This is a genomic window from Streptomyces sp. NPDC127068 (assembly GCF_042724695.1).
Taxonomy (GTDB): domain Bacteria; phylum Actinomycetota; class Actinomycetes; order Streptomycetales; family Streptomycetaceae; genus Streptomyces.
Window position 1 is genome coordinate 1 of the sequence record NZ_JBHXEN010000083.1, and the last position, 26243, is coordinate 26243.

Consider the following 26243-nt stretch of genomic DNA (forward strand, 5'->3'; position numbering starts at 1 on the left):
TGCCGATGGTGCCGGTGACGGTGAGCTTGCTGGACTCGGTGGTCGCCGTCAGCACCACGAACGACGACACCGCCACGAGGATTCCGGCGAGGAGGGCCACGGAACGCGCCCAGTGACGCATCAGATGGTGGCGCATCAAACGGAGCACAGGGCCCTCCTCGTCGGGCTTACCTCAGGTGCGTCGTGCGGCGGTCAGCACATGCCGCAGTACTCCCAGCTGCCGCAGTACGGGGCCGGGCAGGCCGGCCCGCCCGAGTAGCAGCACCGTACGAACCTCCGACCGCCCGTGCACCGGCCGTCCGGGCGGGCGGTGTTGCAAGCCCCGCTGGAGCAGGTGTAGCAGCCGGCATGTGCTTCGGCTTCGGGCGCCAGCTTGCTGAGCAGGGTATCGCCGAGCCTGGTCAGGAGCTTCACGGGATGGGCCTCTTCTCTTCGTGCGCCGTCGTGGGATGTGCGTCGTCCAGGTCCCGACGCCGCCGGCTGCCGGCAGCGGCTGAGCGGGAACGCCGCGGGGGCGGGGTCCCGGAGCCGGATGCGCGGCGGATTCGGGAGGAAATCCCGAGCGTGTGCTGTCGAGTTCCGCGGGACACCACGAACGGCGCTTCCGGTTCTGAACTCTTTGGAGTAGACCACTCACTCCACGTAGTCACAATGTGGTGATCAGCCATGCGACTCAGGCCACCTCTTGTGGCACGTGTAGTGAAGTGGTGCGAGCCGCAGTCCGGTTCGGCAGCGCCCCTCGGGCGCGCGCCGGGGTGGTCGTCGCCGGTTCGTCCCAGGTGGGCCCCGGGGCGAGGTCCGGTCCGCACCGGGCGCACGCGGTACGGGTCCGCCCGTCGACCTGTACGGGAAGCCGGGCGGAGGTGGGCCGGGCGCACCGAACGCAACGGTCCGCCCGGCGGCGGGGAACCGGCACGGTCAGCCCTTCTCCGGTCACGCCGTCCGCCCCAACGCGCGCAGCTGCAACGTACGGTCGTCCGCGCGGTGTTCCGCGGGCCACCGGAGGGTGAGGACGTGCGCCGGTATGGGTGGGCGGGGTCCCGCCCATACGTCGGGCGGCCCGTCCCACTCCTCCGGGAACAGCGGCTGCGGCTCCCGAACGGTGCTGGGCCCGGGCGCAGTTGGTACGTGCCGCCCCCGTGACGGCCACAGGCGGCCCAACGCCCACAGGACGAGCGACCTCAAGGGGCCGCGGCGGGCACCGTGCACCACACCCATCCCTCCCGGTCGACGCCCCAGTCCTCCGCGAGCGCCGCGACGAGCATGAGGCCGCGCCCGTTCTCGTCCCCGGGCCCGGCTTCTCCGATCCGTACTCGGTCCGGGTCGGTGTACCCGCTCCGCACCGCGAGGTCCACGCCCTCGTGCGTGCAGGTGATCCGGACGCGGATCGAGTCGCCGTTCCCGTACAGCAGGGCGTTGGTGACGAGTTCGCTGACGAGCAGCCCCGCGTCGTCCCGCAGATGCCCCAGGCCCCAGTACCTCAGCCGGGTCTCGGTGAGCCGTCGTACCTGGCCCACCCAGAGCCGGTCGGACGCGGCCGGGAAGGTGCCCGGTCGGAGGGGGGTGCGGTCGAAACAGAACGCGGTCACCGCTGCCGCGTGTGTTCTGCGGGTCGCACGGCCGGTCATGGGTGCGCTGGGCATGGGGAGGTGCCTTCTCTCGTACCGAGGGTGTGAGGGTTCCCCCGCTCGGGCCCTGGCCGGGGACCCGATGGGCACGCGACAGCTGAGGGGCGCGTGCGCGGGGGCGCGTTGAGTGGAACGGATGCGCTTTCCGTAATCGCTCAACTACAGTCCTGCATCACGCGCTTAACCTGCAAGCGCATAGAGATAGTTGGAGAAAATGGCACATGCCAGCGCGCTGACACGGTGTTTCACCGCCACGGACACGGCGTTGAGAGCAGGTGGCACGTGTGCGTCATGGACCGACAGAAACCAGGGAAGGACACACACGTGGCTGCACGACGAGGTCCTACGTTCCGACGGCGGGCATTAGGGAAAGAGCTCCGGATCCTCCGAGAGAGGACCGGCATCACCATCCAGGAGGCCGCCGCCGGGCTCGGCTTCAGTGACACGAAGCTGAGTCGCGTCGAGACGGGACACAACAGTCTGCCGCGCGTGGAGGACCTGGAGGGGCTGCTTGACCGCTACGGAGTCGAGGACATCGATCAACGCGATGCCCTGCTCACGTTGCACCGGGACTCGTTGAGCCGGGACCCGTACACCCCGTACCGGGATTCGATGCCGTCCGGCATGCCGATGTACGTCGGGCTGGAATCGGATGCACGCGAGATCCGAGCGTGGCAGCCCATGGTGGTGTTCGGGCTGCTCCAGAGCGAGAGCTACACCCGGGCGCAGTTCATGTTGGCCAAGCCGATCGAGGAGACCACGACGCAGTTCGTGGAGAACAACGTCAGCCTTCGGATGGAACGAAAGCGCCTGATCACTCGGTCGGACAGCCCCATCACCTTGCGGGTGATCCTGGATGAATCCGCGCTGCGTCGAGTGATCGGTGGTCCCGACGTGATGAAGGAGCAGTACGAGGAGATCGGGCGCCTCTCCGCTCTGGACAACGTCACCGTTCAGATCCTGCCGCAGAAGGCAGCCACGTACCGGGCGGACGGCAACTTCATCCTGCTGACCTTCGACCCGCCTGTGGACCCGGTCGTCCAGTCGGACATCCCTGGAAGCATCACCGTCACGGACAAGCGGGTCGACGTCTGGAAGTACAACCAGAGGTTCGACGCCATGCGCAGCGAGGCGTTGGGCCCGTCCGCCACGCCAGGGTTTCTGCAACGACTAGCGCGAGAGATTGATTAGCCATCAACATACAGATGACGGGCATAGACATGGCTGACGAGCTGGTCTGGAAGAGGTCCACGTACAGCGACAGCCAAGGAGGGGCGTGCGTGGAGGTAGCGCACCTTGCGCACCGTACGGGCGTCCGCGACTCGAAGGACAAGCAGCTCCCCGCGCTGTACGTCCCGCACGCGGCCTGGCAGGAGTTCGTACGGCACACGGTGGCGATCTTCAACGACCCCCGCTAGGGTGCGTGTTGCTCATTCGAGAGTGAGAAGCACTGGCGACGTGTCCGATGGGGGACAGTGCTTCGGTCTCGATAGGCAATGAGCACCATGAGTCTCTAATCGTCGCAGAGCCTCAGCAGGCCATCCGCAAACGGTGGTCGAGCTGAGGCTGCCCGCCGACTGGTCGATCACCTTGGTGAAGGGATCGACTGGTGAGGCCGACTTTTCTCGTGCAGGTGCTTCTCACGCTCCTGTCCTTCGTGTCGTCGCTGCTGGTAGCAGTGGTCGCGGGGGTGCTTTCGCATGCGACTGGGGCGCGGGTGGCGGGCGCGTTGCTGTACGGCGGCGGCGCGTTCATCGGCTGGATGACGCTCTGCGTGATCGTGCTGACGGCACTCGGTCTGCTCGGGCACCACGGTCGACCCGGCGAGTGAGGAGCGCCCGGCGCTCAGGGGCACGGCCGGAGCCGGATGGCCCCACCAGCCAACCCCGGAGGTCAGAGCTGGCGGGCGAAGATGCGGGCGCCGTTGTGGAAGTGGACGGTGAACCCGTGGTTGCCGGCGCGCTCGCCCTCGCGAGTGGACCAACGTTCCACGGACGCGATCTCAGCGTTCTCGGACTGGGCCAGCACCGCGGCGAACCACGCCTCGGGAAGGTCGTCCGACTGCGGGGGCTCACCCGTGAGCGAGGCCGCGTCGGTCACGGGCGCGTCGTCGAACGAGTCGTGCTTCGCGCCCTCGGGGAGCTGCCCGACGAACTGCCACCGGGTCTCCCCGGTCGACGTGGTGATGACCACGCCCCGCGGGTGCTGCTTGTCACCTGCTTCGGCGAGCGTCTGTACGCGGCTGGCCGTGGGCTGGTTCTTGACCAGGTCGATGACGAAGTCCGAGAAGCGGCTGGGGCGCATGAGTGGGGTCCCTTCGTGGAAGCCGCGCCAGTCTAGGAGCCGGCACGCCCCGCCGGAGGACATCGACACATCACGTGCCGAGCCCCTGCACGCTTCGTACGGCACCGCTGTCACGTGCTCGCGGAACAGCGGGAGTCGTACTGGCGAGGACGTCGGCGAACGGGACAGAATCGCCTCATGAGCCTGCGTCTCGGGGAGACGGCGAGCCGTCCGGGCAGGTGGCCCGGTTACGCCGCTGCCGTATGGGGAATCGCCTTCGCCGCTCCGAGCTTCGCCTGGGCGTGGGGCGTCGGCCTGACCGGCGCCTCGACCGCGCTCGCGCCGCCGCTGGTCGAACTGGCCCGCGAGCGTGACCCCGGGTTCATCGCGCTGCTGTGGGCCACGGGCGCGCTCAAGGCCCTGGGCGGACTGCTGGGCGTGGCGCTGGTGTGCCGTCGCGCCCGGGGCCGCGGCACGAACCGTCTGCTGCAACTGGCGGGCTGGGGCGCGACGGTCCTGCTCGTCTGGCACGGGGCGGAGTTCGTGGTGCACGGGCTGCTCGTAGAGGCCCACTTCATCGACATCGACCCCGACCTGAGTGCGGTCACCCGCTGGTACACGTATCTGTGGGGACCGTGGTTCGTCGTGGGCGGGGTCGCCTTCGGGTTCGCCGCGCGGACCCACTTGAGTGGAGTGGCCGACCGTAGGGACGCCGTGATCGCGGGGAGGCTCGGAGGCTTCGGTGCGCTGGCCCTCTCCGCCGCCGCCCTGGCGACGAGGCTCGGGTGACACCTCTGGAGACCGGAGCGCCGCACCCCGACGCGTCCCGACTCACGTGCCCGCGTCGCGGACCGCGCCCCGTCCCGTACGGGCGTGGAGGAACACCGCGGCGGTGGCGACCGCGGTGGCCACCGCCAGCGCGGTCAGCGCCGTGACGGTCGACGCGTCGGGGGAGGTGACGGGCTGACCGCGGTGGGTCTGCCAGGTGAGGATGCCGGTCAGGGCCAGGCAGAAGACGCCGGCGATCCAGACCAGGGCGGTGCGGTGCCGGGGTCCGAGCATCCGGGGCCCGAGGGTGAGGAGCAGGCCCAGCAGGGCCAGGGCCTGGAGGGAGTGGACGCCGAAGAAGTGCGGGACGCGCCAGTCCCCGCCCACGGTGCTGAAGTTGGTGACGGGCATCCCCGGGCCACCGTCCGGCGGCCCCACCGTGTGCGCGCCGACGTACGGCATGCCGTGCCCCCGGTCCGCGGCGGCCTCCTGCGCGGGGGTGGACTGCACCATCAGGTAGACCGCGACCATGCTCAGGGTGGTCACCACCATCCCCAGCCGCAGCGCCCACGCCAGCGCCGGCGGCTCGACCCGCCCCCGTAGCAGCAGGAACACGGTCACCAGGCCGATCGCCAGGAGCACCAGCGAGGCGATCAGCATGAAGACGATCCTGGTGCCGCTGACGACGGTGCTGAAGTTGAAGTGGCTCGTGGTCCCCTCCGCCGTGGCCCAGGTGCCGCCCGCGCCCTCCACGGCCACGCACGCCACCACCGTCCAGCCCATCACCCGCACCAGACGGTCGTGTCCCCGGACGAAGGTCGTCAACCAGATGAGGGTGACGCCGAACAGGCCGAAGGAGAACGCGAACCGTGTGGGTTTCGCCCATGCCGGCTGCCCGGTGATCACCCGCGGGTCGACGACCAGCCCCACCAGCGCGATCAGGATGAACACGCCGGCGACGACGACCGTCGCGACCATCGGCGGGTTGGCCGCCCACCCTCTCCGTACCGGGGCCCACGGCCCGGAGTGCTCCACGACGGCTCCGCCACCCTTCGACTCAGAGGCTCTGGACGAGCCCGACCCCCAGGGCGATGAGTGCCGCGGCGATGAGGACGGCCCCGGCCCGGGTGAGGTGCGTGCCCAGGGACGCGCGTCCTTCGGAGCCGAGGGCCAGGTGCACGAAGAAGCCGCCGGACTGGGCGAGCACCCCGACCAGCAGGAGCACGCCGAAGAGCCAGTCGGTGCTGGACGAGAACTCGGCCTGCGGCAGGTAGAGGAAGTAGACGAGGGAGAGGATCAGCAGCACACCGGCGTGCGCATGACCGGCGCGGAAGGACCGCTCGCGCAACGGGGTGAGCGTGCCCTGCCTGGTGGTGAGGAACTGGAGCAGCGCATGGCCGCCGAACTCCACGGTCACCAGGGCGAAGAGCGCGACGATCGGCAGGAGTTCGTACGCTTCCATGACGTGCCGCCTTCGGCCGTGACGGGCAGGGAACGGGCCGCACGCTACGGCACCGGGCGCCGGCGGCCGGTCGGCGGCGAGCGGGCCCGGAGGGGATTCACCCGGACGGCACGTCGCCGTGGACCGCACGGTGCGCGTCGGCGTACCGCGGACCAGTAGCGTCGCGGAGCATGAGGAAGTCGGTCGTGCTGGGGGCGCTCGTCCTGTCCGTGGCGCTCCTCGGGGCGGCTGCCGAGGGGTCCGTCCCGGCGACCTCGCCGGGTGCCGGGGACGGCCTGGACCGGTTCAGGACGCAGGACGTCAAGTGGACGCAGTGCAGGGACACTTCGCTTGCCGCGAGCGGGACGGAGTGCGCGCGGGTCACCGTTCCGCTCGACTACGGCCAGCCGCGGGGGCGCACCATCGAGGTCGCCGTCTCGCGGATCGCGTCGACGGACCCGGCGCGGCGGCGCGGCATCCTCCTGACCAACCCGGGCGGTCCCGCGGCCCGGGGCCTGGGCCTGCCGAGGGACCTGCGGACGGTGATGGGCCCCGCGGTGACGGCGGCGTACGACGTCATCGGCATGGACACCCGGGGGCTCGGCGAGAGCACCCCGGTGGACTGCGGACTGACCCGGAGCACCTGGCTGCTGCACGCGCCGGGGCCGGACCGGGCGGGGTTCGAGGAGAGCGTACGGCGCTCCCGGGACGACGCCCGCAGCTGCCGGGAGCGGGCGGCCGACCTGCTGCCCCACCTCTCGACCCGCAACATCGCCCGGGACGTCGACATCGTCCGCGGTGCGCTGGGCGAGCGGCGGACCTCGTGGTTCGGCCAGTCGTACGGGGCGTTCCTGGGGGCCACCTACGCCCAGATGTTCCCCGGCAGGGTCGACCGGCTGGTCCTGGACAGCGCACCCGACCCGGCCGAGTACCCGTTCCGGATGGTGCGCCGCCAGGGTCTCGCCAACGAACGGGCGCTGGACGACTTCGCGGCCTGGGTCGCGCCCCGGCACCGTACGTACGGACTCGGTGCGACGCCCGCGGCGGTGCGCGCCGGGGTCGAGGCGGTGGTCGAGCGGGCGGGCGACGAGCCGATCCGGGTCGGTGGGCACCGGGTCGGCGACCGTGAACTGCCGCTGCTGTTCTACGTCCTCCTCGTCCACGACACCGCGAATCCGGAGTTCGCCGGCCTGCTGCGGGTCCTGCGGGCCGCGGCCTTCGGGAAGCCGGTCGCGGTGCCGGGCTGGTTGCAGGGGACCCTGGACCTGGTGTTCGCGGGCGCGGGGACGGACCGGGCGGCGGACTACGCGGCGGAGCTGGCGATGCTCTGCGCCGACACGGCCGTGCCCCGGGACCCCGAGGACTACTGGCGGGCGGTGCAGCGCACCCGGGCCGCGCAGCCGGTCTTCGGGCCGATGACCCACGCCCCGTTCCCCTGCGCGTTCTGGGCGGAGGAACCGCGCGAGCCGCGGACCGTCGTGGACAACGGGGTGCCGGCCCTCCAGATCCAGGCGACCGGGGACCCCCGCACCACCTACCGGTCGGGGCTCCGGATGCACCGTGCGCTGCGCGCCTCCCGGCTCGTCACCGTGCCGGGCCGGGCGCACACCGTCTACGCGAGCCGCCCGAACGACTGCGTCCGCCGCACGGTCAACACGTATCTGGTGCACGGCACCCTGCCCGCCCGGGACACCGTCTGCCGCGACTAGCGCGACGGCCGTGCCGGCTACCGGGGGGAGTGGCTGTCCGCGTTGTCCTCGAACAGTTCCCGGGTGCGGCGCAGGAGGGCCGACCGGACCTCGTCCGGGGCCAGGACCCGTAGCGGGGTGCCCAGGCCGAGGAGGTACCGGGCGAGTTCGTCGGCGTCGTTGGCGCCGATCTCGACGAGGGTGGCATCGGGCCCGTCCGGGTGGTGGGTGCCGATCGTCGGGGGGATCAGGCGCAGGGCCCGGTCCATGGGGTGCGGGAGCCGGACCCTTCCGTAGAGGGGGTACACGACGCTCGCGATGCTCCGGGAGACGAGGAGTGCCGGGTCCGGCGGGTCGACGAGTTCGACGGGCCGTCCGGTCGGCCGTACGTGCACCACCCGGTCGGCCCGGAACGTACGCCACTGGTCCCGGGCCACGTCGCGGGCGACGAAGTACCAGCGCAGGCCCGTGTGCACCAGACGGTAGGGGTCGACGTCCCGGACGCTCTCCCGGCCCGCGTGGTCGCGGTACGACAGCCGGGCGCGCTCGCCGCGGCGACAGGCGGCGGCCAGTTCCCGCAGCACGCCGGGGGAGATCCGCGGCCCCTCCGCCCGGGGCGTGTGGACGAAGGTGGCGTCCATCTCGCCCAACCGGTCCGCGATCCGGGGCGGCAGCACCTGTCGCAGCTTGAGCAGCGCCGACACCGCCGCCCGGTCGTCGCCGAGTACACCGCTGAGCGCGGCCTCGCGGAGCGCGACGGCCACGGCGAGCGCTTCCTCGTCGTCGAGGACCAGCGGCGGCACCCGGGTGCCGCCGCCGAGCCGGTAGCCGCCCCAGGGTCCGGGGTCGGACTCGACGCAGTAGCCGAGTTCCCGCAGCCGGGCGACGTCCCGCCGCACCGTGCGGTCGGTGACCGCCATCCGCTCGGCCAGCTCGTGGCAGGTCCAGGTCGGTCGCGCGGACAGCAACGAGACCAGTTGCAGCAGGCGGGCGGAGGTGCTGATCACGTTCCGCAGTGTTCCCCATGACCAGGACCGGACCTGTCCTGGTCCCGTCCTAGGGTCCCCTCCCATGAGTACAGGAACCACGAGTACGGGAACCACCACCACCGTCACCGCCGCCCCGGCGATCCGGCTGATGTCCATCGACTTCGACTGTCCGGACCCGGTCGAGCTGGGCCGTTTCTACGGAGCGGCCCTCGGCCTGCCCGTCATCTACTCCAGCGACGACTTCGTCCTGCTCGGCCGGGAGGGTGCGCCGGGGCTGGGCTTCATCCGGGACGCCGACTACCGGCGTCCGACCTGGCCGGACCCCGCCCAGGGCAAGCAGGCGCACATGGAACTGAACGTCGACGACCTGGAGGCGGCCCACGCCCGGCTGCTGGCCCTGGGCGCGGTGGAGCCCGCGGTCCAGCCGCACACCGGACAGCGCAGGGTCCTGCTCGACCCGGCCGGTCACCCGTTCTGCATCGCCACGCAGAGCTGAGCGTCACCGGGGCTCGTCCGCGCCACGGCGGCGGCGCGGCCGAGCCCCGTGCGGTCCGGTACCGGGGGAGCCCGAGCCGGTCAGCCGGTCAGCCGGTCAGTCGGTCGCCGTCCGGACGGGGGCGCTGCTGCGTCCCTGCTGCCGTCCGCTGAGTTCCGCGTCGAGCGTCTCCATGGCCACGCGCATGGACTCCGCGTACCCGGGGTCCTTCAGCCGCTCCCACATCTCGGCCTCGGGCACGTCCTCGACGCAGCTGCTCACCCACCAGACGTTGCCGAAGGGGTCCTTGACGCGGCCCCCGCGCTGTCCGAAGGCGTCGTCGGCCACGGGGGTGACGACCCGGCCGCCCGCCGCGACGGCCCGGGCGACCGCCTCGTCCGCATCGGGGACGAACACGTTCAGCAGGCTCGGCAGGGCGGGCCAGTCGGCCTGTCGGTCGAAGGCGGACACGACGGTGTCGCCGAGTCGGACCTCCCCGTGACCGATGGACCCGTCCTCGGTCGCCACCCGCATCAGTTCCTCGCCCTCGAACGCCGCGGTGACGAACTCCAAGAAGGCTCCCGTGTCGTCGGTGACGACCCAGGGCGCCACGGTGGTGTAGCCCTCGGGCGCGGCACTCTGCTGCTCCGGCATCGCGGTCCTCTCGCTGGTGTTTCGCTTGCCGGAGACGACGTTAGGCACCCAATAGGCCACAGTGTGTCCGCTAGGGCGAGGCGATCGAGCCTGCCGTGTCGGCGCGCCAACGGCCCGCACGCCGCGCCGGGTTGAAGCCGGCGCGGCGCTCGCTAGCATCGGCCCTCATGATCGCAGTGGTCGTCACCATCGGGCTGGCGTTCGCCGGCTACGTCGTCACCTACCTCAACGGATTGCGCCTGGCGCAGCGGCAGGAGCGGCTGGCCCGCGTGAACCGCCAGCTGAGCGACTTCTACGGGCCCCTGTTCGCCCTCACCGAAGCCAACAGCCGTACGTTCGCGGCGTTCTGGGAACGGCACTCCCGTCCCGGCGGAAGGTCTCCGTTCGACGACGAGACCCCGCCCACCGCCGAGGAACTCACCGAGTGGCGGCTGTGGGTGACCACCGTCTTCCTGCCGAACGTCCAGGTCATGCGCGACCTGGTCATCAGGCAGGCGGACCTGTTGAGGGAACCGGAGATGCCGCCGCTCCTCCTCGAACTGTGCGCGCACGTCTCGGGCTTCGAGGTCACGGCCGCCCGCTGGGAGCAGGGCCACTACGAGGAGCACCTCTCGCTGGTGTCGTTCCCCAGCGAGGACCTGGCGACCCATGCGCGGGAAGGGTTCTCCGCGCTGAAGAAGGAACAGGCCCGGCTGCTCGGTCGGCGACGGGGGAGTTGACCGGCTCCCCGTCGCCCACGGGCCGGGCGGGTCAGGTCGCGGAGTCGGCGAGGATCTTCAGGGCCAGCGCCCGGGTCTGTGCGTCCGCCTTCTCCGGGCTGCCGGTGCCGAAGGGCGGTTCGGGGTCGTACTCCAGGGCCAGTTCCATGGCCCGGCCGATCCGGTCGTCGGAGAGGCGGGCGGCGAGGTGCAGGCCCATGTCGATCCCGGCGGAGACCCCGGCCGCCGTGATGATCTTGCCGGTTTCGACGAAACGCCCCGGTGTGTAGATCGCCCCGACCTCCTTCAAGTAGGGGCGGGAGGCCCAGTACGTGGTGGCGGGCAGCCCGCGCAGCAGCCCGGCCGCACCGAGGATCAGCGAACCGGTGCAGATCGAGGTGGTCCAGGTGGTGTGCCGGTGGGCCCGGCGGATCCATTCGAGGATGCGTTCGTCCGTCATGCTGGCCGTCGTGCCGCGCTCGCCGCCGCCCGGGATCACCACCACGTCGGGGCGGCGGACCTGCCGCAGGGACTTCGCCGCGGCGATGCCCAGTTCACCGGTGTCCGTGCGGACCAGCCCGGCCTTGACCGCCACCGTGGTCACCTGCACTCCGGGTACGCGGCAGAGCGCCTCGTACGGTCCCACCGCGTCCAGCGCGGTGAACCCGTCGTACAGCAGCACCGCCACCTGCACCCGTCCGGGCTTCCGGTCCGCGCCGGCCGCGGGCGCCGCCGCCGGTGCCGCCGTTGCCGGGGCGGTGGCCGCGGCGCTGGCGGCGATGCCCGCGCCCAGGGTCACGCCCGCTGCCGTCAGCAGTGCTCCGCGGCGGCTGTGCGTCTGCTTCTCGCTCATTCCTCGGCCCTCTCGCTGGCTCGTTCCTTGTGCTCCAGGAAGTCGGTGCGGTTCCCGACCGGGTTCCCGGATGGTGCTGCCACGCTTCCCTCGGAAACGGCCCGCGTCGGCCCGGGGCGGGTCAGTCCGTCGCGTCGGCCATCAGCTTCAGGGCCAGGGCCCGCCGCTCCGCGTCCGCCGTCTCCGCGTTGCCGGTGCCGAAGGGCGGTTCGGGGTCGTACTCCAGGGCCAGTTCCATGGCCCGGCCGATCCGGTCGTCGGAGAGGCGGGCGGCGAGGTGCAGGCCCATGTCGATGCCGGCGGAGATCCCGGCCGCCGTGATGATCTTGCCGGACTCGACGTAACGCCCCTTCGTGTGGATCGCCCCGACTTCCTTCAAGTAGTCGTAGAGGGCCCAGTGCGTGGTGGCGGGCACCCCGCGCAGCAGTCCGGCCCTGCCCAGGATCGCGGCGCCCGAGCAGACCGAGGCGGTCCAGAGGGTGTGCCGGTGGGCCCGGCGGACCCAGTCGAGGACCTGGGTGTTCTCCAGGACGGCGTACATGCCCGGCCCGCCGCCGCCCGGTACCACCAGCACATCGGGACGGGGGACCTGGTGGAGGGACTTCGCCGCGGCGATCTCCATCCACTTGGTGTCCGCCCGGACCAGCCCCGCCCGCACGGCCACCGTGGTCACCCGTACCCCGGGTACGCGGCAGAGCGCCTCGTACGGCCCGACCGCGTCCAGCGGGGTGAACCCCTCGTACAGCAGCACCGCCGCTTCCAGCCGTCGGGGCTCGCGGCCCCCGGCTGCCGGTGCCGCCGTTGCCGGGGCGGTGGCCGCGGCGGTGGCGGCGATGCCCGCGCCCAGGGTCACGCCCGCTGCCGTCAGTAGTGCTCCGCGGCGGCTGTGCGTCTGCTTCTCGCTCATTCCTCGGCCCTCTCGTTGCGCCCCGTCCCCCGTCGCACCAGGAGTCGGCGCGGGCCGTGGTCGGGTTCCCGGGCGGCACTGCCACGCTTCCCTCGGAAACGGCCGACTCGCCCCGGCCCCGCATCGGGTCAGGCCCCGGGCACGCACTCCTCGCAGACCAGACCGGCCCGGCGCACCACGCCGCCCTCGACCACGGCGACCGAGGTCACCGCGTCGCCCGCCTCGCCCCAGGAGTTGTCCTCCAGGAGGACCGTGCGCTCGCCGAGCAGCCGCATGGTGCGCTTGTCGAAGATCCACTCCGTGCGTTCGCCGTCGTGCACCCGGGCGACGGCCACGCCGGAGCGGCCCGCCGCGTCGACGGCGTGCGGGACGGTGACGACCCCGGGGATGCGCGCGGCGGCGCGGTAGAGCGCGGCGGTGAGTCTGGGCGGAGCCGCCGCGGCCCGCAACAGGTCGCCGATGGTGACGAACGCCTGTTGGTCGGGGCCGGTGGTGGAATCCGACCCGGGGCCGTGGTTGGCCACGGCGTCCTCGTAGATCTGGTCGATGAGGGCCGCGGGGTCGGGCGGCAGGGCAACCAGGAACGCGTACGTCGGTGCGTTGAGGCTGCCCTTGCGGGACGCTTCCGGAATCAGCGTTTCCTTGCCGTCCGCGCGTTGCAGGGTGGGCTCGCTGCCGTCGACGGACGCCCACTGCTCCATGTCCTCGTCCGTGCGGGACCGGTCCATCCCCCCGTCCTCGTTCTCGCTCAGCGCGGTGCTGTGTCCGACGGTCCGGCTGTAGAAGTAGGACCCCTCCGCGTACAGCGGCACGGGCTTCGCGTCCTCGGCGAGCGCCGCCTTCTCCAACATCCGTACGGCCGCGGCCGACGCCGGGCGAACCGGCTGGCGGGCGTCCGGTCGGGGGTCCGCACCGCCGGGGCCGAACACCAGCACGGTCGCGGTCACTCCGGCGGCCGTGAACGCGGCCAACGCGAGGGCCTTGCGCCGCACCGCCCACGGCGCGCCGCGCGAACTCCGCCGGTCGCCCGGGGCGTCGAGTGCGTTCAGGAGGTGGTGTCGACGCTCACGCATCCGCTCCGGATCGAGTTCCGGGCACGGCGCCGCCGGCAGCACGTCCGCCGCCGATCGGATCTCGTCCCGCTCCGCCTGTTCCACCCGGCCCTGTTGCTCCCGGTTCATGACGACCTCCTCTGTCGGGGCGAGCGGGTGGCGTCCGGGCGTCGGACGGCCCGGTGTCCGTCCCGGGCGCGTGGCCGCTTCGGTTGTTCGCCGGCCAGTTCCTCCGTGACCAGGCGCCGCAGCTTCTCCCGGGCCCGTGACAGCCGGGACCGCACCGTGCCGACCGGGACGCCGAGCGCCTCCGCGGTGGCCGCGTACCCCAGGTCCGACCAGACGACCAACGCGAAGACCTCGCGTTCGCCCCGCTTCAAGCGGTTCAGCGCTCGTGCCGCGGCGGCCAGCCGCTGGGTGTCGGCCAACTGCCCGACGACCACGTCCGAGAAGTCGGGCAGCGGCTCCGCGCGCGGTAGCCGCGACATCGCCGCGCGGTGCCGACGAGCCGAACGGGCCGTGTTCCGCAGCACGTTCGACGCGATGCCCAACAGCCAGGCCCGTTCGCTGCGCACCTCCCCGAGCAGTTTGTCCCGCTGTCGCCACGCCTCCAGGAACGTCAGCGACATGACGTCCTCGGCCAGCGCCCAGTCGCCCGTGGAGCGGGCGGCGTGCGCATAGACCACCCGGGCGTGTTCGTCGAAGAGCGCAGCGAACGCCCTCCGATCACCGGACCTGAGCCGGTCCTCCGCATACGAGTCCACGACCACAAGTGTCCGCAGGCGCTGATCGGTTCCCTCGGCTTCGGCCCGGGGTTCAGGTGGCCGCTGCGAACAGTTCCTCCGCCGCGGTCAGTGCGCGACCGAGTGCCGCGGGTTCCGGCCGCAGCCGGGTGGTGATCGCGTCGACGCCGCGCAGCCCGGCCCGCTCCAGGAGCCGCTTCTCGTTGGTGACCCACTCGCCGCGGGCGGCCAGCACCGCGTGTGCCGTCTGGAGCGCGGCCGTGGCCAGCGCCCCGGCCACCTCCGTGGCCCGGCCGTGCGGTACGTGCGCGGCCCGGGCGTACCCGAGGGTGAGCGCGGCCCGCTCGCGCCACATCGGGGGCGCCGTCCCGCGCAGCGCCTGCGGGTAGTCGGGGCGCGGCAGGGTGCCGCGGAGCACCCGGTTGACCGCGAGTTCGGCGACCACCAGATAGCTCGGGACGCCGGCCAGGTGGAACATCAGGGGCTCCCAGCGGAAGCGGCCCCGCGCCGCCTCGGCGAGTTCGTGCTCGACGGCGTCGAGGTCCCGGTAGTGGACGTCCACGCCGCGTCCGTCGACGGTGAGCCGGGCGCCGCCGTTGAAGACGCCGCCGCCCCAGGCCCCCACCTCGGAGACCTCGCCGGGCCAGCCGAGGGCCCGCAGGTCCGCCGGGTCGAAGTCGCCCCGGTAGTAGACGGCGAGGTCCCAGTCGCTGTCGGCGGTGTGGGTGCCCTCGGCGCGGGAGCCGCCGAGGGCGACGGCGCACACGGTGGGCAGGCCCGCGAGGCGTTCGGCGGCACGGTCGAGGAAGGTGTCGTCGGTCACGGGGGTCGTGGCGTCCGCTCGGGGTCGTCGCGTCACGGGTCCGACCCTACTGGCCCGGTGGGGTGCCGCGGCGGGCGGCTTCCGCGTCGTACGCTGACGAGGAGATGCCGGGCGCGGAAGCGGGGGAGGGCGCGTGGGGGTGACCGGACGTCGGGTGGCCGGTGCCGGAACGCGACTGGTCCAACGGGTGTCGACCACACGGGTGTTCGCCCGGGTGGCACCGTACGCGCTTCCGACGGTCGACCGGGCGGTGCACCGGCTCAGCGGGGGACGGACCCTGATGAGCGGGTGGCTGCTGCCGAGCCTGATGTTGACCACGACGGGCGCGCGTTCGGGTCTCCTGCGTCGCACGCCGCTCGTGTGCGTGCCGGAACCCGGCGGTACGTGGCTGTTGGTCGGGTCCAACTTCGGCCGTGCGGGGCATCCGGCCTGGTCGGCGAACCTGATTGCACACCCGCGGGCATGCGTGGACTGGCGGGGGGAGGAGATCGCGGTGGGGGCCCGGCTGCTGGCGGGCGCCGAGCGGCAGGCAGCCTGGTCCGAGGCGCTGCGGTGGTGGCCGCCGTACGCCACCTATCAGTCCCGGGTGACGCGGGAGATCCGTCTGTTCAGGCTGACCCGGAGGTAGGCCGCCCCTGCGGACGGGGCCGGACGGGCCGGACGAGCCGTATGGGGGTCGGACGGGGTCGGGCGGAGCGGGAACGCCGTCCGTGCGGGTGGGGCTACTTCGTGGGCTTGCGGCCCGTGACGCCGAGGTGCACCAGCAGCGCGAGGTTCGGCTTCAGATCGGCCTGCTTGACGCCCCAGGTCTGGAAACCGCGCTGGTGACCGGCGACCGAGGCGAGCATCGTGACCAGGGAACCCGCGACGGCGGCGGGGTTGACGTCCTTGTCCACGCGGCCCTTGGCCTTGAGGTCCTTCACCGTGTCCGTGAGGGCCCCGGTGACCGGGTTCAGGACCTTGAGGCGGATCTTGGCGAACCGCTTGTCGCCCTCGGCCGCGCCCAGGTCGATCACCCGCAGGATGGCGTCGTTGCGGCGCCAGAAGTCCAGGAACCCGTCGACGAGTTCCTGCGCGGTCTGCCACCCCGCCTTGCCCGTCCAGGAGCGCCCGTCGAGCAGTCCGCCGAGCACGCCCGCCTCGCCCGCCACCTCGTCCGCGATCTCCAGGACCGCGCCCTCCACGTCCGGGAAGTACTGGTAGAAGGTCGCCGGCGAGGTGCCCGCCTTGCGGGCCACGTCGATGACCTTCACATCGCGGTACGGGGACGAGCTGAGCATCTGACCCAGGCAGTCCAGCAGCTTCTGGCGCGTCGCCTGGCCTCGTCGTCCGGCTACGCGGCCGTCGACGGTTCTTACCTGTCCTGTCATGTCGTCAGCTTACCGAGGGGGCATCAGAGCGCGATTCGACCGACTGCAAATGGGGTGCCCCCTGTTCGGGGGAGGGGGAGGAGGGCTGCGCGCCGGACTCCGTCCGGGTTCCCCGTGGTCCGGGCCGTGCACAGCTGGAGGGCGAGTCCGTCCCCGGGTGGGGCGCTCGGAAGTGGCGCAGTGCCATGCGCACCCCGACAGGAGGGTCCGATTTGTGGGGAGGGGGGACGGTTGGCATAAATTGCTGGGAGTGTATGACTTAGGGGAAGGTTGAGGTGGTGATGGTCGGGTTCGCTGAAGGGGCGCCCTGCTGGGCCGAGGCGATGCTGCCCGACCTGGCCGCGGGGAAGCGTTTCTACGGAGAGCTGTTCGGGTGGACGTTCGACGGCGGCGCGTACGGCCGGGCGTACTACGAGGGGCGGACGGTGGGTGCGCTCGTCGGCAAGCGGGACGGGCGGATGCCCACCGTCTGGACGGTGTACTTCGCCGCCCCGGACCTGCCCGGCACGGTCCGCCGGGTGCGCGCGGCGGGCGGCCGGGTGGTGACCGAACCGCTGCGCACCGGGGACGGTGACCTGGCCCTGGTGGCCGACCCGGAGGGCGCCGTCTTCGGGCTGTGGCACAGCGCCGGGCACCCCGGCTTCGACCTCCGGCAACAGGAGATGTCCTTCTGCTGGGCGGAGGTGTACGCCCGGGACGCCGCGGTCGTGGACCCCTTCTACGCAGCGGTGTTCGGGTACGGGGCCACCGACCTGCGCGACGACGGCCAACTGCGGGTGTGGTCGCCGGCCGGCACGCCGCCCGGCCCGGATTCGGCCGTCGGGGGCCGCATCCTCATCGGTGACAGCTTCCCGGCCGAGATGCCCTCGCACTTCCTGCTCTACTTCCGGGTCCCCGACTGCGACGCCGCCGCCGCGACCGTCGTCCGGCTCGGCGGTCGCGTCCATCTGGCGCCCACCGACACCCCGTACGGCCGGATCGCCGTGTTCACCGACAACCAGGGCGCCGATTTCGGGGTCCTCCAGGACTACGAGGGGTCCGGGCGGCTGGAATCCGACTCCGAGACCACCCAGGAGTGCGACGTGCTCGCCGAGATCGACGCCGAGATCGACGCCGAGGACCCGACCGACCGGCCCGGCGGCGCGCCCGGTGACGGGGAGTCGACTGCGCGGGGAGTCGACCGCTCGGGGAGGCGAGACGAAGGGTGACGGGGCGAAGGGTGACGGGGCGACCCGGCCGCAGGACACTGAGTCGTGCGCCACATCGTGGACGCCTTCGAGGGCGGGAGGGCGCTTCGGAGGGTGACCAGAGTGCCCCATATCACGTGGTCGGCGGTCAGGTAGTCGATCCGGGGCGCCCTCCGCGAGGTGAATGGACGGACTCGTCGTAGACACCCCGTTTCGTCCCCGGGTTCGCAACCGGCCCCCGGGGCAGGAAGAATCGGGGTGCGTGCCGCCCTGGCGGTTCGGTGGTGAGACGCTGCACGGGGTCGTGTTCGTACGGGCGGCCCGTACGGGGAGGTGGCAGGCAAGTGGTGGATCAGCTGACGCAGCATGATCCGAGACGGATCGGCCCGTTCGAGGTGCTGGGTCGGCTCGGAGCGGGGGGCATGGGACTCGTCTACCTCGCCCGCTCGGCATCCGGTAGACGGGTCGCGATCAAGACCGTCCGTACCGAACTCGCCGAGGACCAACTCTTCCGCGTCCGCTTCACCCGTGAGGTGGAGGCGGCGCGCGCGGTTTCCGGCTTCTACACGGCCGCGGTCGTGGACGCCGACCCCCGGGCCGCCGTGCCGTGGCTCGCCACCGCCTACGTGCCCGCGCCCTCCCTGGAAGAGATAGTGAACGAGTGCGGGCCGATGCCCGCGCAGGCCGTGCGCTGGCTCGCCGCCGGGGTCGCCGAAGCCCTCCAGTCGATCCACGGGGCCGGCCTCGTCCACCGCGACCTGAAACCGTCCAACGTCCTCGTCGTGGAGGACGGACCCCGGGTCATCGACTTCGGGATCGCGAGCGGGGTCTCCAACACCCGGTTGACCATGACGAACGTCGCCGTGGGCACCCCCGCCTACATGTCACCCGAACAGGCCAAGGACTCCCGTAGCGTCACCGGCGCCAGCGACATCTTCTCGCTCGGCTCCACCCTCGTCTTCGCCGCGACCGGCCACGCCCCGTACCACGGTGCCAACCCGGTCGAGACGGTGTTCATGCTGCTGCGCGAGGGCCCCGACCTGGCCGGGCTGCCGGAGGAACTGCGGCCCCTGATCGAGTCGTGCATGCAGCCCGAGGCCGCCGCCCGACCCAGCCCCGCGGACCTCCAGACCCAGTTGGCCCCGCACCTGTTCGGCTCGGGCTCCGACGACAGCGGCACCGCTTCCGCCTGGCTGCCCGAGCCCGCCACCAGCATGATCGAGTCCCGGCGCGGCGGACGCACCCACGGGGCCCAGCTCCCCGGAGCCGGTCAGCGCAGGGGCCACCCGGCCGGCCCGCAGGCCGGCCCGCCGCCCGGTCACCCGCTGGCGCACGGCGGCCCGCCCGGCCCTGCCCACAGCCCTGCCCACGGCCCCGGCCAGGGCGGTGCCCGGGGCGGACGCGGCCGGGGTGCGCCGGGCGCACCGCCGCCCCCGCCGCACGCCCCGCCCGTACCGCACCAGGCCCCACCGGGGCCCGACCTGCCCCCGGACGCCGGGCAGCCCGTCCCCGGCCACGGCGCGGTGCGGCTCGCCGGCGCCCGGGTGCCCATCGGCCCCGGACCCCGGGTCGCCGACGCCCGGCAAACCGTCCACGGCCCGCCCCAGGCCCCGCTCTCCGGCCACTGGTCCCGGTCCGCCGCGGCCGGACCGGGCGGCCCGGCGCCCATCGAGCCCGCGACGCCGCCCCGGCCGCCCGCCCAGCCGCCCGCCGCGGGCGCCGGCTGGAGACCCTGGCGGTTCCGGATGTCCAACGACGTCTGGGGCACCCCCGCCGTCGACGGGGACCTCGTCTACGTGACCTCCTTCGAGGTGCACGCCCTCGACGTCGCGACCGGTCGCCGCCGCTTCAAGACCCGGGACGTCGCCTGGTCCATGGCCGTGTCGGACGGCCGGGTGATCGCCTCCGACGGGCCCACCCTCTACGCCCTCGACTCCCGTGAGGGCACCGACCTGTGGCGCCTGTCCGCCGACGGCTGGGTGTACGCGCTGCGCGCCGAACGGGGCACCGTCATCACCGCGACCCGCGGCGGCGGCGTCCAGGCGTGGGACGCCTCGGGCGGCCAGAAGCTGTGGGAGGTCACCGGCGCCCAGACCGACTTCGAGACCCCCGAGGCCGGACCCGCCCTGCACGGCGACACCGTCTACGTCTGGCACGACGCCCGGTTGCGCGCGCTGGCCGCCCGCACCGGCGAGGAACGCTGGTCGTACCCCATCGGCGACGCCGCGTCCTGCGGCGGGGTGCCCGTCCGCGTCACCCACGCCTCCGACGGCCACGCCTACGTCAGCGCCGGCACCCGGGTCCTCGCCGTCGACATCGGCACCGGACGCGTCCGCTGGCACTTCGAGGCGCCCGCGGCGTTCCTCGCGCCGCCCGCCTTCGCACCCGGCCCCTCGGTCACCGGCGGCGGCGTGTACCTCGCCGACTACCTCGGCACCGTGTACGCGCTCGACGCCGCCGACGGCCGTGACCGCTGGCGCATCGCCACCGAACCCCGCTCCTCCGTCGAGCCCGTACTCGTCGCCGACGGCCATGTGCACGTGGGCAGCGGCAAGGGCCTCTACACGCTGGACGCGGTCACGGGCACCCCCAAGTGGCGCTTCCAGGCGGGCGGCGACGTGGTGGGCGCACCGGTCGTCGCCGAGGGACGCATCCACTTCGGCTCCACGGACCACCTGCTGTACACCCTCAAGGCCGACGACGGCCGGCTGCGCTGGAAGCTGGCCACCGGGGGCGAGATCACCGGGGCTCCGGTGGTGCGGTCCGGCGTCGTCTACGCGTGCAGCAAGGACCGTTGCGTCTACGCCCTCGACGCGGAGAAGGGAACCGGCACGGCCCGCACCTGACGCCCCGGCACGGGGGTTGCCGGGGCGGGGGGAGCAGCGCGGGGCTTCCCCCGCCCCTCTAGTGCTCTTCGGCAGGGCTCCAGTAGTGGGGGAGCATCTCGTTGACCCAGCTCGGTACGCGGGTGGTTCCCCGGGTTCCCATGGTGGGGAACCAGGGGGCGACGTCGTAGACGGGCGTGCCGTGCACGGCGTCGAGGTCCGTGACGTGGAGGTCGAGGCCGTCAACCCGGAGGAGCCGGGGGTGGGAGACGGCGAGTTGGTTGGGGCGGCGGTGGTTGCGGTGGACGAAGGTTCCGGTGGGGGGCCAGGCCGGGTTGTTGCGGGGGCTGCGGGCGTGGAGGGCGACGTCGTCGGGGCTGGCGAGGTGGAAGTGCCAGAGGACCTCCAGGTGGGAGAACTCCTCCAGGCCCTGGAGGGTTTCCACGGGGAGGTCGGGGTTGAGGCGGATGACCGACTCGACCCCGCCCTGGTAGTCGTCACCCGGTCGGAGGTGGCCGCCGACGACGGTGGCCACGGGCACGATCTCCAGCTTGCTCATGGGTAGATCCCCCTGGTCGTGGCCGGAATCCGGCGGGGATTCGGCTCCTCGGTGGCATCGGCCCCTCAGCCTATGCGGCCCAGGACGGTACGGGCCCGGTCGTCCAACTCGGCCGCCGGGGCGTGGCCGCGCTGGCGGAAGGGGCTGAGGGCCCGCCGCATCTGGACGACGGTCTCCCGGGCGCGGCCGGAGTGGACGCCGTCCATCGAGTCGAGGGCCTCGGTCCAGGTGGCGATGGCGGCGTCCAACGCCCCCTGCTGTACTTGCGCGGCGCCGAGGTAGTCGAGGGTGACGGAGTGGGTGCGCCGGAAGGTCTGCTTGCGGCGCAGACGGGTGCTCCGGGTGAACTGCTGCACCGCGCCGTTGAGATCACCGAGGGTGTGCAGGGTCCGGGCGGTCTCGTGGGCGAGGCTGGCCTGCTGGAAGAAGAAGACCCTGCGGGGTTCGTCCTGGGCGGCGGAGTCGGCCTGGTCGAGGTCGTTCTCGGCTCGGCGGAGTGCGGCGACGGCGGCACGGCGCTGTCCGTCGGACGCGAGGGCGCGGGCGTGAACGACACCGAGGAGAGCCCTCTCCCTCGGGGTCGCCCGGGTGTAGCGACCGCGTTCCAGCGAGGCGGCGGCGAGGTCCACGGCTGCGGGACCGTGCCCCAGGTCGGCCGCCTGGTGGGCCATGGCGCGCAGCACATGACCGGCGAGCGGCGCGTCATCGGCCTCTGCGGCCAGACGGACCGCGAGCGTGAACCAGTGCTGGGCGAGGCGGTGTTCCCGGGAGTCGAAGGCGGTCCAACCGGCCAGGTAGACCAATTCTCCGGCAGCCGAGTGGAGATCACGCCGTACGGCGTCGCTGACGGGCCGCCGTTTGAGGCAGGCGGCCATGTCCGTCCGCAGGTAGGCGACGAGCGCGGCCCGGCCGTCGGTGCCGCCGCGCATCTGGTCGCGCCGGGAAAAGAAGTCCGCCACCTCCCGCACGCCTTCGACATCCGCAGGGGTCACCGTGGCGGACGCGGTGGACGCCTTGCGAGCGGCGCGCACCGGAGCCTCGTCCCACCACGTGTCCAGCGGAAGGGCCAGGCCGGCGAGTGAGTACGCCGAAGTCGCCAGGAGTTTCCGACGTCGTCTATCCAAGTCGTTCTCCCCCAGTTCGGCCAGCAGGCTGGTCGTGTCACTCGTCCAGTCGGGTCCCGCCGGGGTGTCGTCCTCGGCCGAGGAGAACCCGATCTCCCTGAGAGTGACGGTCCGACCGAGCCCCCGTGAGAGCGCCTCGATCACGATACGGGCGGTGGACGCGGACGGGCGAGAGCCCAACACCCATTGCGAGACGTGCGAGCGGGTCACCGTGGTCAGCTCGCGGGCTCCGAGTTCCGCGGCCACGCGGCGGATGCGGGGCAGCTAACTGCTCCTGTGACCAGCCGAGTTCTTGAAGGAGGGCGACCAACGCGTGGTTTCGGGTGCGTGCCCGCGGCATCTGCGTCCCTTCAGGTTGCCGGAGACGGGTGTTAGCAGCGTTAGCGGCATCACGGGCCATCGGGGGATGGTTCCCGAGCCCGCGAGCGCGATTAGCTCAACGTAGCCGCTCCGGTCGCCACGGTGATGGGTAACCGGCGCCCACCCGGCTGTCCCCGCAGAAACACTCGTGGGAATCGCCGATCCGCCCCATATCCCTTCAGCTGGGAGAACATCGATGACCTCGATGGCGAGAAGGTTGCCCGTGACGGCGGGTGCCGGTGCGATCCACAGCTTCGCCGTGCAGTGCGCTTCCGCCGAGCAGCGGGTCCGGCACATGCGCCGGATCACCCGTGCGCAACTCTGCCGTTGGGGCCTGACCGCTCTTGCCGACTCCGCGGTGCTGGTCGTTTCCGAGTTGGTCACCAACGCGATCCTGTACGGGGGCGGAGGTTCGGTGGCCCTGCGAGTCGAGCACCGTCCTGATGAACTGCTGATCGAGGTCACCGACGAGGGCCAGGTGGTCCCCGTGCCCCGGGTGGCCGAGAGGGAAGACGAGAGCGGGCGAGGGCTACTTCTGATCGCCTGTGTGGCCGAGGCGTGGGGCGTGAGCGACGACGGCGGGACCAAGTGGTGCTCGCTCGCTCTTCCCCAGACCTTTCAGGGGCGGTAATGACCTCCGAACTCCTGGTTCCCCCGCACCTGCCCGTGCGGGTCACGTCAGGCGGAACGCGGCACGTCGAGCCCGCCCGGTCCGTTTCCCAGGACCTCCTGCTGAAGCTGGGCGACGGCTTGAGGCGGTCCTTCATCGAGGACGGCGTGGACGACGTCCTGGAACGGATTCTCGGCTGGGGCGCCTCTGCGCTCTCCCCGGAGGAGACCCGCAACCTCGTCCATGTCCTGCGCACCTGCCTCTGGCCCCTGGTGACCGACGCGCTACACGGGGCGAAGGGCCGGCCGGACGACCTGCTCCGGCAGCTCGTCGGCGCCGCGTCCCGTCTCGACGCCGAAGGCAACAGGAACGGATTCGAGCCGAACACCCGGCACGCCCGCCTTCTGGCGTCCCTCGTCAGCGCCCTGCTCGACTTCGTGGGCGAACGGGACGACGACGAGACCGTCGTCCACCTGGGCTGGTCCCTTCAACGATGAGACCCGGAACCGAGCAACTGGTCTGCATCGCCGCGGTGGCCGCGCTGGTGGCCACCCTCGCGTACAGCGTCGCCCGTCCCTGAGCCACGTTCGAGACGCGCTCCCCTCTACCGCTGCCCCGTGCCCACCCGGCGACCTGCCCTGACCGCACTCCGACCTGCATCGAGATCCCGCAAGGAGAGACGAGTGGCCCTCGCTACGAACACGACGGCGGTGAGTGCGGCTGAGCTGCACACCGCGAGCCGGCAGATCATCACCCGCGCTGTTGCAGAGCTGTGGCCGGACACGGAGGTCGTCCTCGGTCCGCAGTGCCCAAGCGTCACCTCCTACGTCTGCCCGGTCACGGTGGGAAGCGAGGAGATGGTCGCCAAGTACGCCTGGCTGGGCATGTCCTTGGTGTCGATCCTGAGAGGCGCCGGAGGAACCTGGGAAGAGGTACGGGAAGCCCAACGGGCCTACGTCAAGAGCAGCGCCGGGGTCACCGCGCGCGAGGCGGAGCTTCTCCAGAGGCTTCGTAGGCTCGGCCACCCCCGGGTGTGCGGGACGGCAGGTCTCCACGACGGGGTCCTGCTCACACGCAAGGTCACAGGCACACCGCTGACCGCCATGGTGGCCGCATCCCCGTGGGATACCGAACCGCTGCTCCACGCTGTCCTCTTCACCCTCGGGGACCTCCACTCACCAGCCGGCGCGCAGAGCCTGCGTGGAGCAGCACCGATCGGTGAGCGATCCATCAGCACCGTCTTCAGCCGAAAATTCAGCACCCCGAGCACCACCAGCTATCTGCGGGCCCTCGGCCACGGCCAGCTCCCGGAAGGGGAGCGCCAGCAGACCGTCGAGCTGATGCAGACCGCGGTGTGGCGCCTGTTGCAGATGTCCACTGCTCTCTCGCCCCGCCGGGACACCGTCGTGTACGGAGACCTCAAACCCGAGCACGTCATCCTGGATGGGACTGGGAGGCGGCTCACCTTCATCGACCCGGCTGTGCAATGGGCTGCTGGCCCTCAACCGGACGTAGCGAAGCTCATCGGCCGGACGCTGCTCCTCGGCCTGGGGCACCCGGACCCGCGTGCCGGACGACAGATCGTGCAGGGGGCCACCTCCATGCTCGCCCGGCACATCGCGACGCTGCCCCCGCGCGACCAGGAGGCCGGCCTTCGCGAGGTCTTGGTCCTGTGGCTCATGGACACCGTGAGCATCCTGAGCACCTGCCTCAGCGCACCCCCGGGGCTCCCCCTGGCACCCCATCAGCAGGACCTCGTCGCCCAGGCCCGCACGGTCGCGGGCGTAGTCGACCGGGTGAGTGCCCTCCTCGTTGGGTCGACGGCCGGCCCCCGGCTCCTGGACGCGGTCTTCTCCGAGCTGGAGCGCACCGCGGGGAGCGCACGGTGAGCAGCCCGGTGGTGGGGATCGTCGGGGCGGGCGCCGTCGGACAGACCGTCGCCACGACCCTGGTGACCGCTGGTCTGCCCGAACGGCTCCTCGTCGTGTCCCGGCAACCCACCCAGGTGCAGGGCTTGTGCGCCGACCTCCAGGACCTCGCACAGACTGCCCGGTCGGGCTGCCTGGTCGAGGCCGGTGAGGTCGCTGACCTCCACGGCTGCGACGCGGTCGTGATCGCCCTGCGGACCGATTTCACGAACACGGCGGCCGAGCGGGACATCCGACGCGGCGGCGCGGCGGCGAACGCCCCCGCACTCGGCATGCTGGGGCGGGAACTGCGCGGGTACAGCGGGACGGTCCTCGTCGTGACCAACCCGGTCGACCTGATGGCCCGCCGGTTCGCCGATGTGTCGGGCTGCTCCCGGGTCTTCGGGATCGGCTCGAACCTCGACTCGGCACGCTACCGGTTCCTGCTCGCCCGGTACGCCCAGGTACCCCCCGAGCAGGTGCGCGGCCACGTCATCGGCGAGCACGGCGACCGCGCTGTGGTGTGCGCATCGACGACCACCGTCGGCAGCCGCCCGATCACCGTCCCGGTGCGCACCCTGGTGGCCGACCTCCAGCAGCGCCCGGCGCTGATCCGCAACGGCATCGGCCGTACCCGCTGCGGCCCCGCGGGCGCGGTGCTCTCCACGCTCCGCAAGGCCCTCGGCCTGGTCGACGGCATCGAGGAGCTGTCCGTCCCGTACGGGGACGTCTACCTCGGAATCCCGCTGCACTTCACCGGAGGCAAGGCCGTACCGGCCCTGCCTCCCCTCACGCTTTGCGAACGCCTGTGTCTGGACTCTGCGGCCGGCAGTCTCCGCGACGCATACGCCCAACTCCCCGTTCTCTCCGAGAGGATCGCTACGTGATCACAGCAACTCGACTTGAGGCTGCCGCGGCGGCCGTCACCGTGCTGAGCAACTGCAAGGAGGTGACCGACTGGGCGTTGCGGTACTTCGGCCCGTGGTGGAACGCCACGACGGTAGACGCCGCCACCGTGTGCACCGGGGCCATCGTGATCGCGGACGTCAAGCCGGAGGACTACGAGGAGATCACCCTCCTCGTCCACGACGGCCGGCCCGCCCAGGTCATGGACTACGCGAAGCACGAGCTGCTGGTCGCGCACGACGGGGACGACATCATCGCCACCTCACCGGGCGAAGGCATCGCGTATTGCAGTACGCCATCCTCCAGCCGCCTCATCCTCGCGGGCACCGACGCGGAGTCCCTCGCCCTGGCCGCCGCGCGCCTTGCTCGCGAGTTGATCCGTGGCCAGCTGCT

27 protein-coding genes and 2 pseudogenes are annotated in these 26243 nt (G+C 72.1%); 15 read left to right on the top strand and 14 right to left on the bottom strand.

The window, feature by feature from the left end:
• Positions 1 to 1181: 1181 nt before the first annotated feature.
• Positions 1182 to 1643, bottom strand: coding sequence for an ATP-binding protein (locus ACFWIA_RS33195; RefSeq protein WP_387010979.1), 462 nt, complete (start codon positions 1641 to 1643; stop codon positions 1182 to 1184).
• 309 nt (positions 1644 to 1952) lie between these two features.
• On the opposite strand from ACFWIA_RS33195, the gene ACFWIA_RS33200 reads away from it, so the two are divergent.
• From ACFWIA_RS33200 to ACFWIA_RS33210, 3 genes are all read left to right on the top strand, one after another.
• Positions 1953 to 2819, top strand: coding sequence for a helix-turn-helix domain-containing protein (locus ACFWIA_RS33200; protein WP_387010980.1), 867 nt, complete (start codon positions 1953 to 1955; stop codon positions 2817 to 2819).
• Between the two features lie 14 nt (positions 2820 to 2833).
• Complete coding sequence (locus ACFWIA_RS33205; protein ID WP_387010981.1) at positions 2834 to 3046, top strand: DUF397 domain-containing protein; 213 nt, start codon at positions 2834 to 2836, stop codon at positions 3044 to 3046.
• Between the two features lie 215 nt (positions 3047 to 3261).
• Positions 3262 to 3459, top strand: a complete 198-nt coding sequence (locus tag ACFWIA_RS33210; RefSeq protein WP_387010982.1) for a hypothetical protein — start codon at positions 3262 to 3264, stop codon at positions 3457 to 3459.
• Between the two features lie 62 nt (positions 3460 to 3521).
• On the opposite strand, the gene ACFWIA_RS33215 is transcribed toward ACFWIA_RS33210, so the two are convergent.
• The gene (locus ACFWIA_RS33215) at positions 3522 to 3932 is read right to left on the bottom strand and encodes a hypothetical protein (RefSeq protein ID WP_387010983.1); all 411 of its coding nucleotides are present in this window, start codon (positions 3930 to 3932) and stop codon (positions 3522 to 3524) included.
• Positions 3933 to 4109: 177 nt separating this feature from the next.
• On the opposite strand from ACFWIA_RS33215, the gene ACFWIA_RS33220 reads away from it, so the two are divergent.
• Complete coding sequence (locus tag ACFWIA_RS33220) at positions 4110 to 4700, top strand: DUF3995 domain-containing protein (protein WP_387010984.1); 591 nt, start codon at positions 4110 to 4112, stop codon at positions 4698 to 4700.
• Positions 4701 to 4742: 42 nt separating this feature from the next.
• On the opposite strand, the gene ACFWIA_RS33225 is transcribed toward ACFWIA_RS33220, so the two are convergent.
• A complete protein-coding gene (locus ACFWIA_RS33225; protein WP_387010985.1) occupies positions 4743 to 5714 on the bottom strand; it encodes a hypothetical protein in 972 nt (323 codons plus the stop codon).
• Positions 5715 to 5736: 22 nt separating this feature from the next.
• Complete coding sequence (locus tag ACFWIA_RS33230; RefSeq protein WP_387010986.1) at positions 5737 to 6141, bottom strand: hypothetical protein; 405 nt, start codon at positions 6139 to 6141, stop codon at positions 5737 to 5739.
• 170 nt (positions 6142 to 6311) lie between these two features.
• Here ACFWIA_RS33230 and ACFWIA_RS33235 point away from each other — a divergent pair, with 170 nt between their 5' ends.
• Positions 6312 to 7829 carry an alpha/beta hydrolase gene (locus ACFWIA_RS33235; protein WP_387010987.1) on the top strand — a complete coding sequence of 506 codons (1518 nt, stop codon included), beginning with the start codon at positions 6312 to 6314 and terminating at the stop codon, positions 7827 to 7829.
• 17 nt (positions 7830 to 7846) lie between these two features.
• Here the strand turns inward: ACFWIA_RS33235 and ACFWIA_RS33240 are convergent, their stop codons facing one another.
• On the bottom strand, positions 7847 to 8815 hold the full coding sequence (locus ACFWIA_RS33240; RefSeq protein WP_387010988.1) for a helix-turn-helix transcriptional regulator: 969 nt from the start codon (positions 8813 to 8815) through the stop codon (positions 7847 to 7849).
• A 64-nt stretch (positions 8816 to 8879) separates the two neighbouring features.
• Between ACFWIA_RS33240 and ACFWIA_RS33245 the strand changes: the two genes are divergently transcribed.
• A complete protein-coding gene (locus tag ACFWIA_RS33245) occupies positions 8880 to 9293 on the top strand; it encodes a VOC family protein (protein ID WP_387010989.1) in 414 nt (137 codons plus the stop codon).
• A 96-nt stretch (positions 9294 to 9389) separates the two neighbouring features.
• Here the strand turns inward: ACFWIA_RS33245 and ACFWIA_RS33250 are convergent, their stop codons facing one another.
• Positions 9390 to 9926, bottom strand: a complete 537-nt coding sequence (locus tag ACFWIA_RS33250) for a VOC family protein (protein WP_387010990.1) — start codon at positions 9924 to 9926, stop codon at positions 9390 to 9392.
• 167 nt (positions 9927 to 10093) lie between these two features.
• On the opposite strand from ACFWIA_RS33250, the gene ACFWIA_RS33255 reads away from it, so the two are divergent.
• Positions 10094 to 10645 (top strand): hypothetical protein, encoded by a 552-nt coding sequence (locus ACFWIA_RS33255; RefSeq protein ID WP_387010991.1) that lies wholly within the window; start codon positions 10094 to 10096, stop codon positions 10643 to 10645.
• Between the two features lie 31 nt (positions 10646 to 10676).
• Here the strand turns inward: ACFWIA_RS33255 and ACFWIA_RS33260 are convergent, their stop codons facing one another.
• The 5 genes from ACFWIA_RS33260 to ACFWIA_RS33280 all read right to left on the bottom strand — a co-directional run bounded on the left by ACFWIA_RS33260 (position 10677) and on the right by ACFWIA_RS33280 (position 15038).
• A complete protein-coding gene (locus tag ACFWIA_RS33260) occupies positions 10677 to 11477 on the bottom strand; it encodes a DJ-1/PfpI family protein (protein ID WP_387010992.1) in 801 nt (266 codons plus the stop codon).
• 121 nt (positions 11478 to 11598) lie between these two features.
• Entirely contained in the window at positions 11599 to 12384 is a 786-nt protein-coding gene (locus ACFWIA_RS33265) for a DJ-1/PfpI family protein (protein ID WP_387010993.1), read from the bottom strand.
• Between the two features lie 128 nt (positions 12385 to 12512).
• Positions 12513 to 13565, bottom strand: coding sequence for a CU044_5270 family protein (locus tag ACFWIA_RS33270; RefSeq protein ID WP_387010994.1), 1053 nt, complete (start codon positions 13563 to 13565; stop codon positions 12513 to 12515).
• A complete protein-coding gene (locus ACFWIA_RS33275; protein WP_387010995.1) occupies positions 13562 to 14200 on the bottom strand; it encodes an RNA polymerase sigma factor in 639 nt (212 codons plus the stop codon). Before ACFWIA_RS33275 ends, ACFWIA_RS33270 begins: the two co-directional genes overlap by 4 nt.
• A gap of 52 nt (positions 14201 to 14252) precedes the next feature.
• Positions 14253 to 15038, bottom strand: coding sequence for a nucleotidyltransferase domain-containing protein (locus ACFWIA_RS33280; protein WP_387010996.1), 786 nt, complete (start codon positions 15036 to 15038; stop codon positions 14253 to 14255).
• Between the two features lie 97 nt (positions 15039 to 15135).
• Here ACFWIA_RS33280 and ACFWIA_RS33285 point away from each other — a divergent pair, with 97 nt between their 5' ends.
• A complete protein-coding gene (locus ACFWIA_RS33285) occupies positions 15136 to 15630 on the top strand; it encodes a nitroreductase family deazaflavin-dependent oxidoreductase (protein WP_387010997.1) in 495 nt (164 codons plus the stop codon).
• A gap of 94 nt (positions 15631 to 15724) precedes the next feature.
• On the opposite strand, the gene ACFWIA_RS33290 is transcribed toward ACFWIA_RS33285, so the two are convergent.
• Positions 15725 to 16372 carry a TetR family transcriptional regulator gene (locus ACFWIA_RS33290; RefSeq protein WP_385493999.1) on the bottom strand — a complete coding sequence of 216 codons (648 nt, stop codon included), beginning with the start codon at positions 16370 to 16372 and terminating at the stop codon, positions 15725 to 15727.
• Between the two features lie 281 nt (positions 16373 to 16653).
• On the opposite strand from ACFWIA_RS33290, the pseudogene ACFWIA_RS33295 reads away from it, so the two are divergent.
• Positions 16654 to 17406, top strand: a pseudogene (locus tag ACFWIA_RS33295) (VOC family protein); the annotation flags it as partial.
• Positions 17407 to 17903: 497 nt separating this feature from the next.
• On the top strand, positions 17904 to 20405 hold the full coding sequence (locus ACFWIA_RS33300; RefSeq protein WP_387010998.1) for a PQQ-binding-like beta-propeller repeat protein: 2502 nt from the start codon (positions 17904 to 17906) through the stop codon (positions 20403 to 20405).
• A gap of 58 nt (positions 20406 to 20463) precedes the next feature.
• On the opposite strand, the gene ACFWIA_RS33305 is transcribed toward ACFWIA_RS33300, so the two are convergent.
• The gene (locus tag ACFWIA_RS33305) at positions 20464 to 20943 is read right to left on the bottom strand and encodes an SAM-dependent methyltransferase (protein ID WP_387010999.1); all 480 of its coding nucleotides are present in this window, start codon (positions 20941 to 20943) and stop codon (positions 20464 to 20466) included.
• A gap of 65 nt (positions 20944 to 21008) precedes the next feature.
• On the bottom strand, positions 21009 to 22313 hold the full coding sequence (locus ACFWIA_RS33310; RefSeq protein ID WP_387011000.1) for a Tat pathway signal protein: 1305 nt from the start codon (positions 22311 to 22313) through the stop codon (positions 21009 to 21011).
• Between the two features lie 337 nt (positions 22314 to 22650).
• On the opposite strand from ACFWIA_RS33310, the gene ACFWIA_RS33315 reads away from it, so the two are divergent.
• The 5 genes and pseudogenes from ACFWIA_RS33315 to ACFWIA_RS33335 all read left to right on the top strand — a co-directional run.
• Entirely contained in the window at positions 22651 to 23058 is a 408-nt protein-coding gene (locus ACFWIA_RS33315) for an ATP-binding protein (RefSeq protein ID WP_387011001.1), read from the top strand.
• On the top strand, positions 23058 to 23534 hold the full coding sequence (locus ACFWIA_RS33320; protein WP_387011002.1) for a DUF6415 family natural product biosynthesis protein: 477 nt from the start codon (positions 23058 to 23060) through the stop codon (positions 23532 to 23534). The genes ACFWIA_RS33315 and ACFWIA_RS33320 overlap by 1 nt, the downstream gene beginning before the upstream one ends.
• A 186-nt stretch (positions 23535 to 23720) precedes the next feature.
• Positions 23721 to 24926, top strand: coding sequence for a hypothetical protein (locus ACFWIA_RS33325; protein WP_387011003.1), 1206 nt, complete (start codon positions 23721 to 23723; stop codon positions 24924 to 24926).
• Complete coding sequence (locus ACFWIA_RS33330) at positions 24923 to 25831, top strand: NAD(P)-binding domain-containing protein (protein WP_387011004.1); 909 nt, start codon at positions 24923 to 24925, stop codon at positions 25829 to 25831. Before ACFWIA_RS33325 ends, ACFWIA_RS33330 begins: the two co-directional genes overlap by 4 nt.
• Positions 25828 to 26243: pseudogene (locus ACFWIA_RS33335) on the top strand (hypothetical protein); the annotation flags it as partial. The gene ACFWIA_RS33330 and the pseudogene ACFWIA_RS33335, both read left to right, overlap by 4 nt.

Coding starts and splice junctions, on each gene's coding strand:
- ACFWIA_RS33195 (WP_387010979.1), bottom strand. CDS start 1,643: ATGCCCAGCGCACCCATGACCGGCCGTGCGACCCGCAGAACACACGCG.
- ACFWIA_RS33205 (WP_387010981.1), top strand. CDS start 2,834: ATGACGGGCATAGACATGGCTGACGAGCTGGTCTGGAAGAGGTCCACG.
- ACFWIA_RS33215 (WP_387010983.1), bottom strand. CDS start 3,932: ATGCGCCCCAGCCGCTTCTCGGACTTCGTCATCGACCTGGTCAAGAAC.
- ACFWIA_RS33220 (WP_387010984.1), top strand. CDS start 4,110: ATGAGCCTGCGTCTCGGGGAGACGGCGAGCCGTCCGGGCAGGTGGCCC.
- ACFWIA_RS33230 (WP_387010986.1), bottom strand. CDS start 6,141: ATGGAAGCGTACGAACTCCTGCCGATCGTCGCGCTCTTCGCCCTGGTG.
- ACFWIA_RS33235 (WP_387010987.1), top strand. CDS start 6,312: ATGAGGAAGTCGGTCGTGCTGGGGGCGCTCGTCCTGTCCGTGGCGCTC.
- ACFWIA_RS33245 (WP_387010989.1), top strand. CDS start 8,880: ATGAGTACAGGAACCACGAGTACGGGAACCACCACCACCGTCACCGCC.
- ACFWIA_RS33250 (WP_387010990.1), bottom strand. CDS start 9,926: ATGCCGGAGCAGCAGAGTGCCGCGCCCGAGGGCTACACCACCGTGGCG.
- ACFWIA_RS33255 (WP_387010991.1), top strand. CDS start 10,094: ATGATCGCAGTGGTCGTCACCATCGGGCTGGCGTTCGCCGGCTACGTC.
- ACFWIA_RS33260 (WP_387010992.1), bottom strand. CDS start 11,477: ATGAGCGAGAAGCAGACGCACAGCCGCCGCGGAGCACTGCTGACGGCA.
- ACFWIA_RS33265 (WP_387010993.1), bottom strand. CDS start 12,384: ATGAGCGAGAAGCAGACGCACAGCCGCCGCGGAGCACTACTGACGGCA.
- ACFWIA_RS33270 (WP_387010994.1), bottom strand. CDS start 13,565: ATGAACCGGGAGCAACAGGGCCGGGTGGAACAGGCGGAGCGGGACGAG.
- ACFWIA_RS33290 (WP_385493999.1), bottom strand. CDS start 16,372: ATGACAGGACAGGTAAGAACCGTCGACGGCCGCGTAGCCGGACGACGA.
- ACFWIA_RS33305 (WP_387010999.1), bottom strand. CDS start 20,943: ATGAGCAAGCTGGAGATCGTGCCCGTGGCCACCGTCGTCGGCGGCCAC.
- ACFWIA_RS33320 (WP_387011002.1), top strand. CDS start 23,058: ATGACCTCCGAACTCCTGGTTCCCCCGCACCTGCCCGTGCGGGTCACG.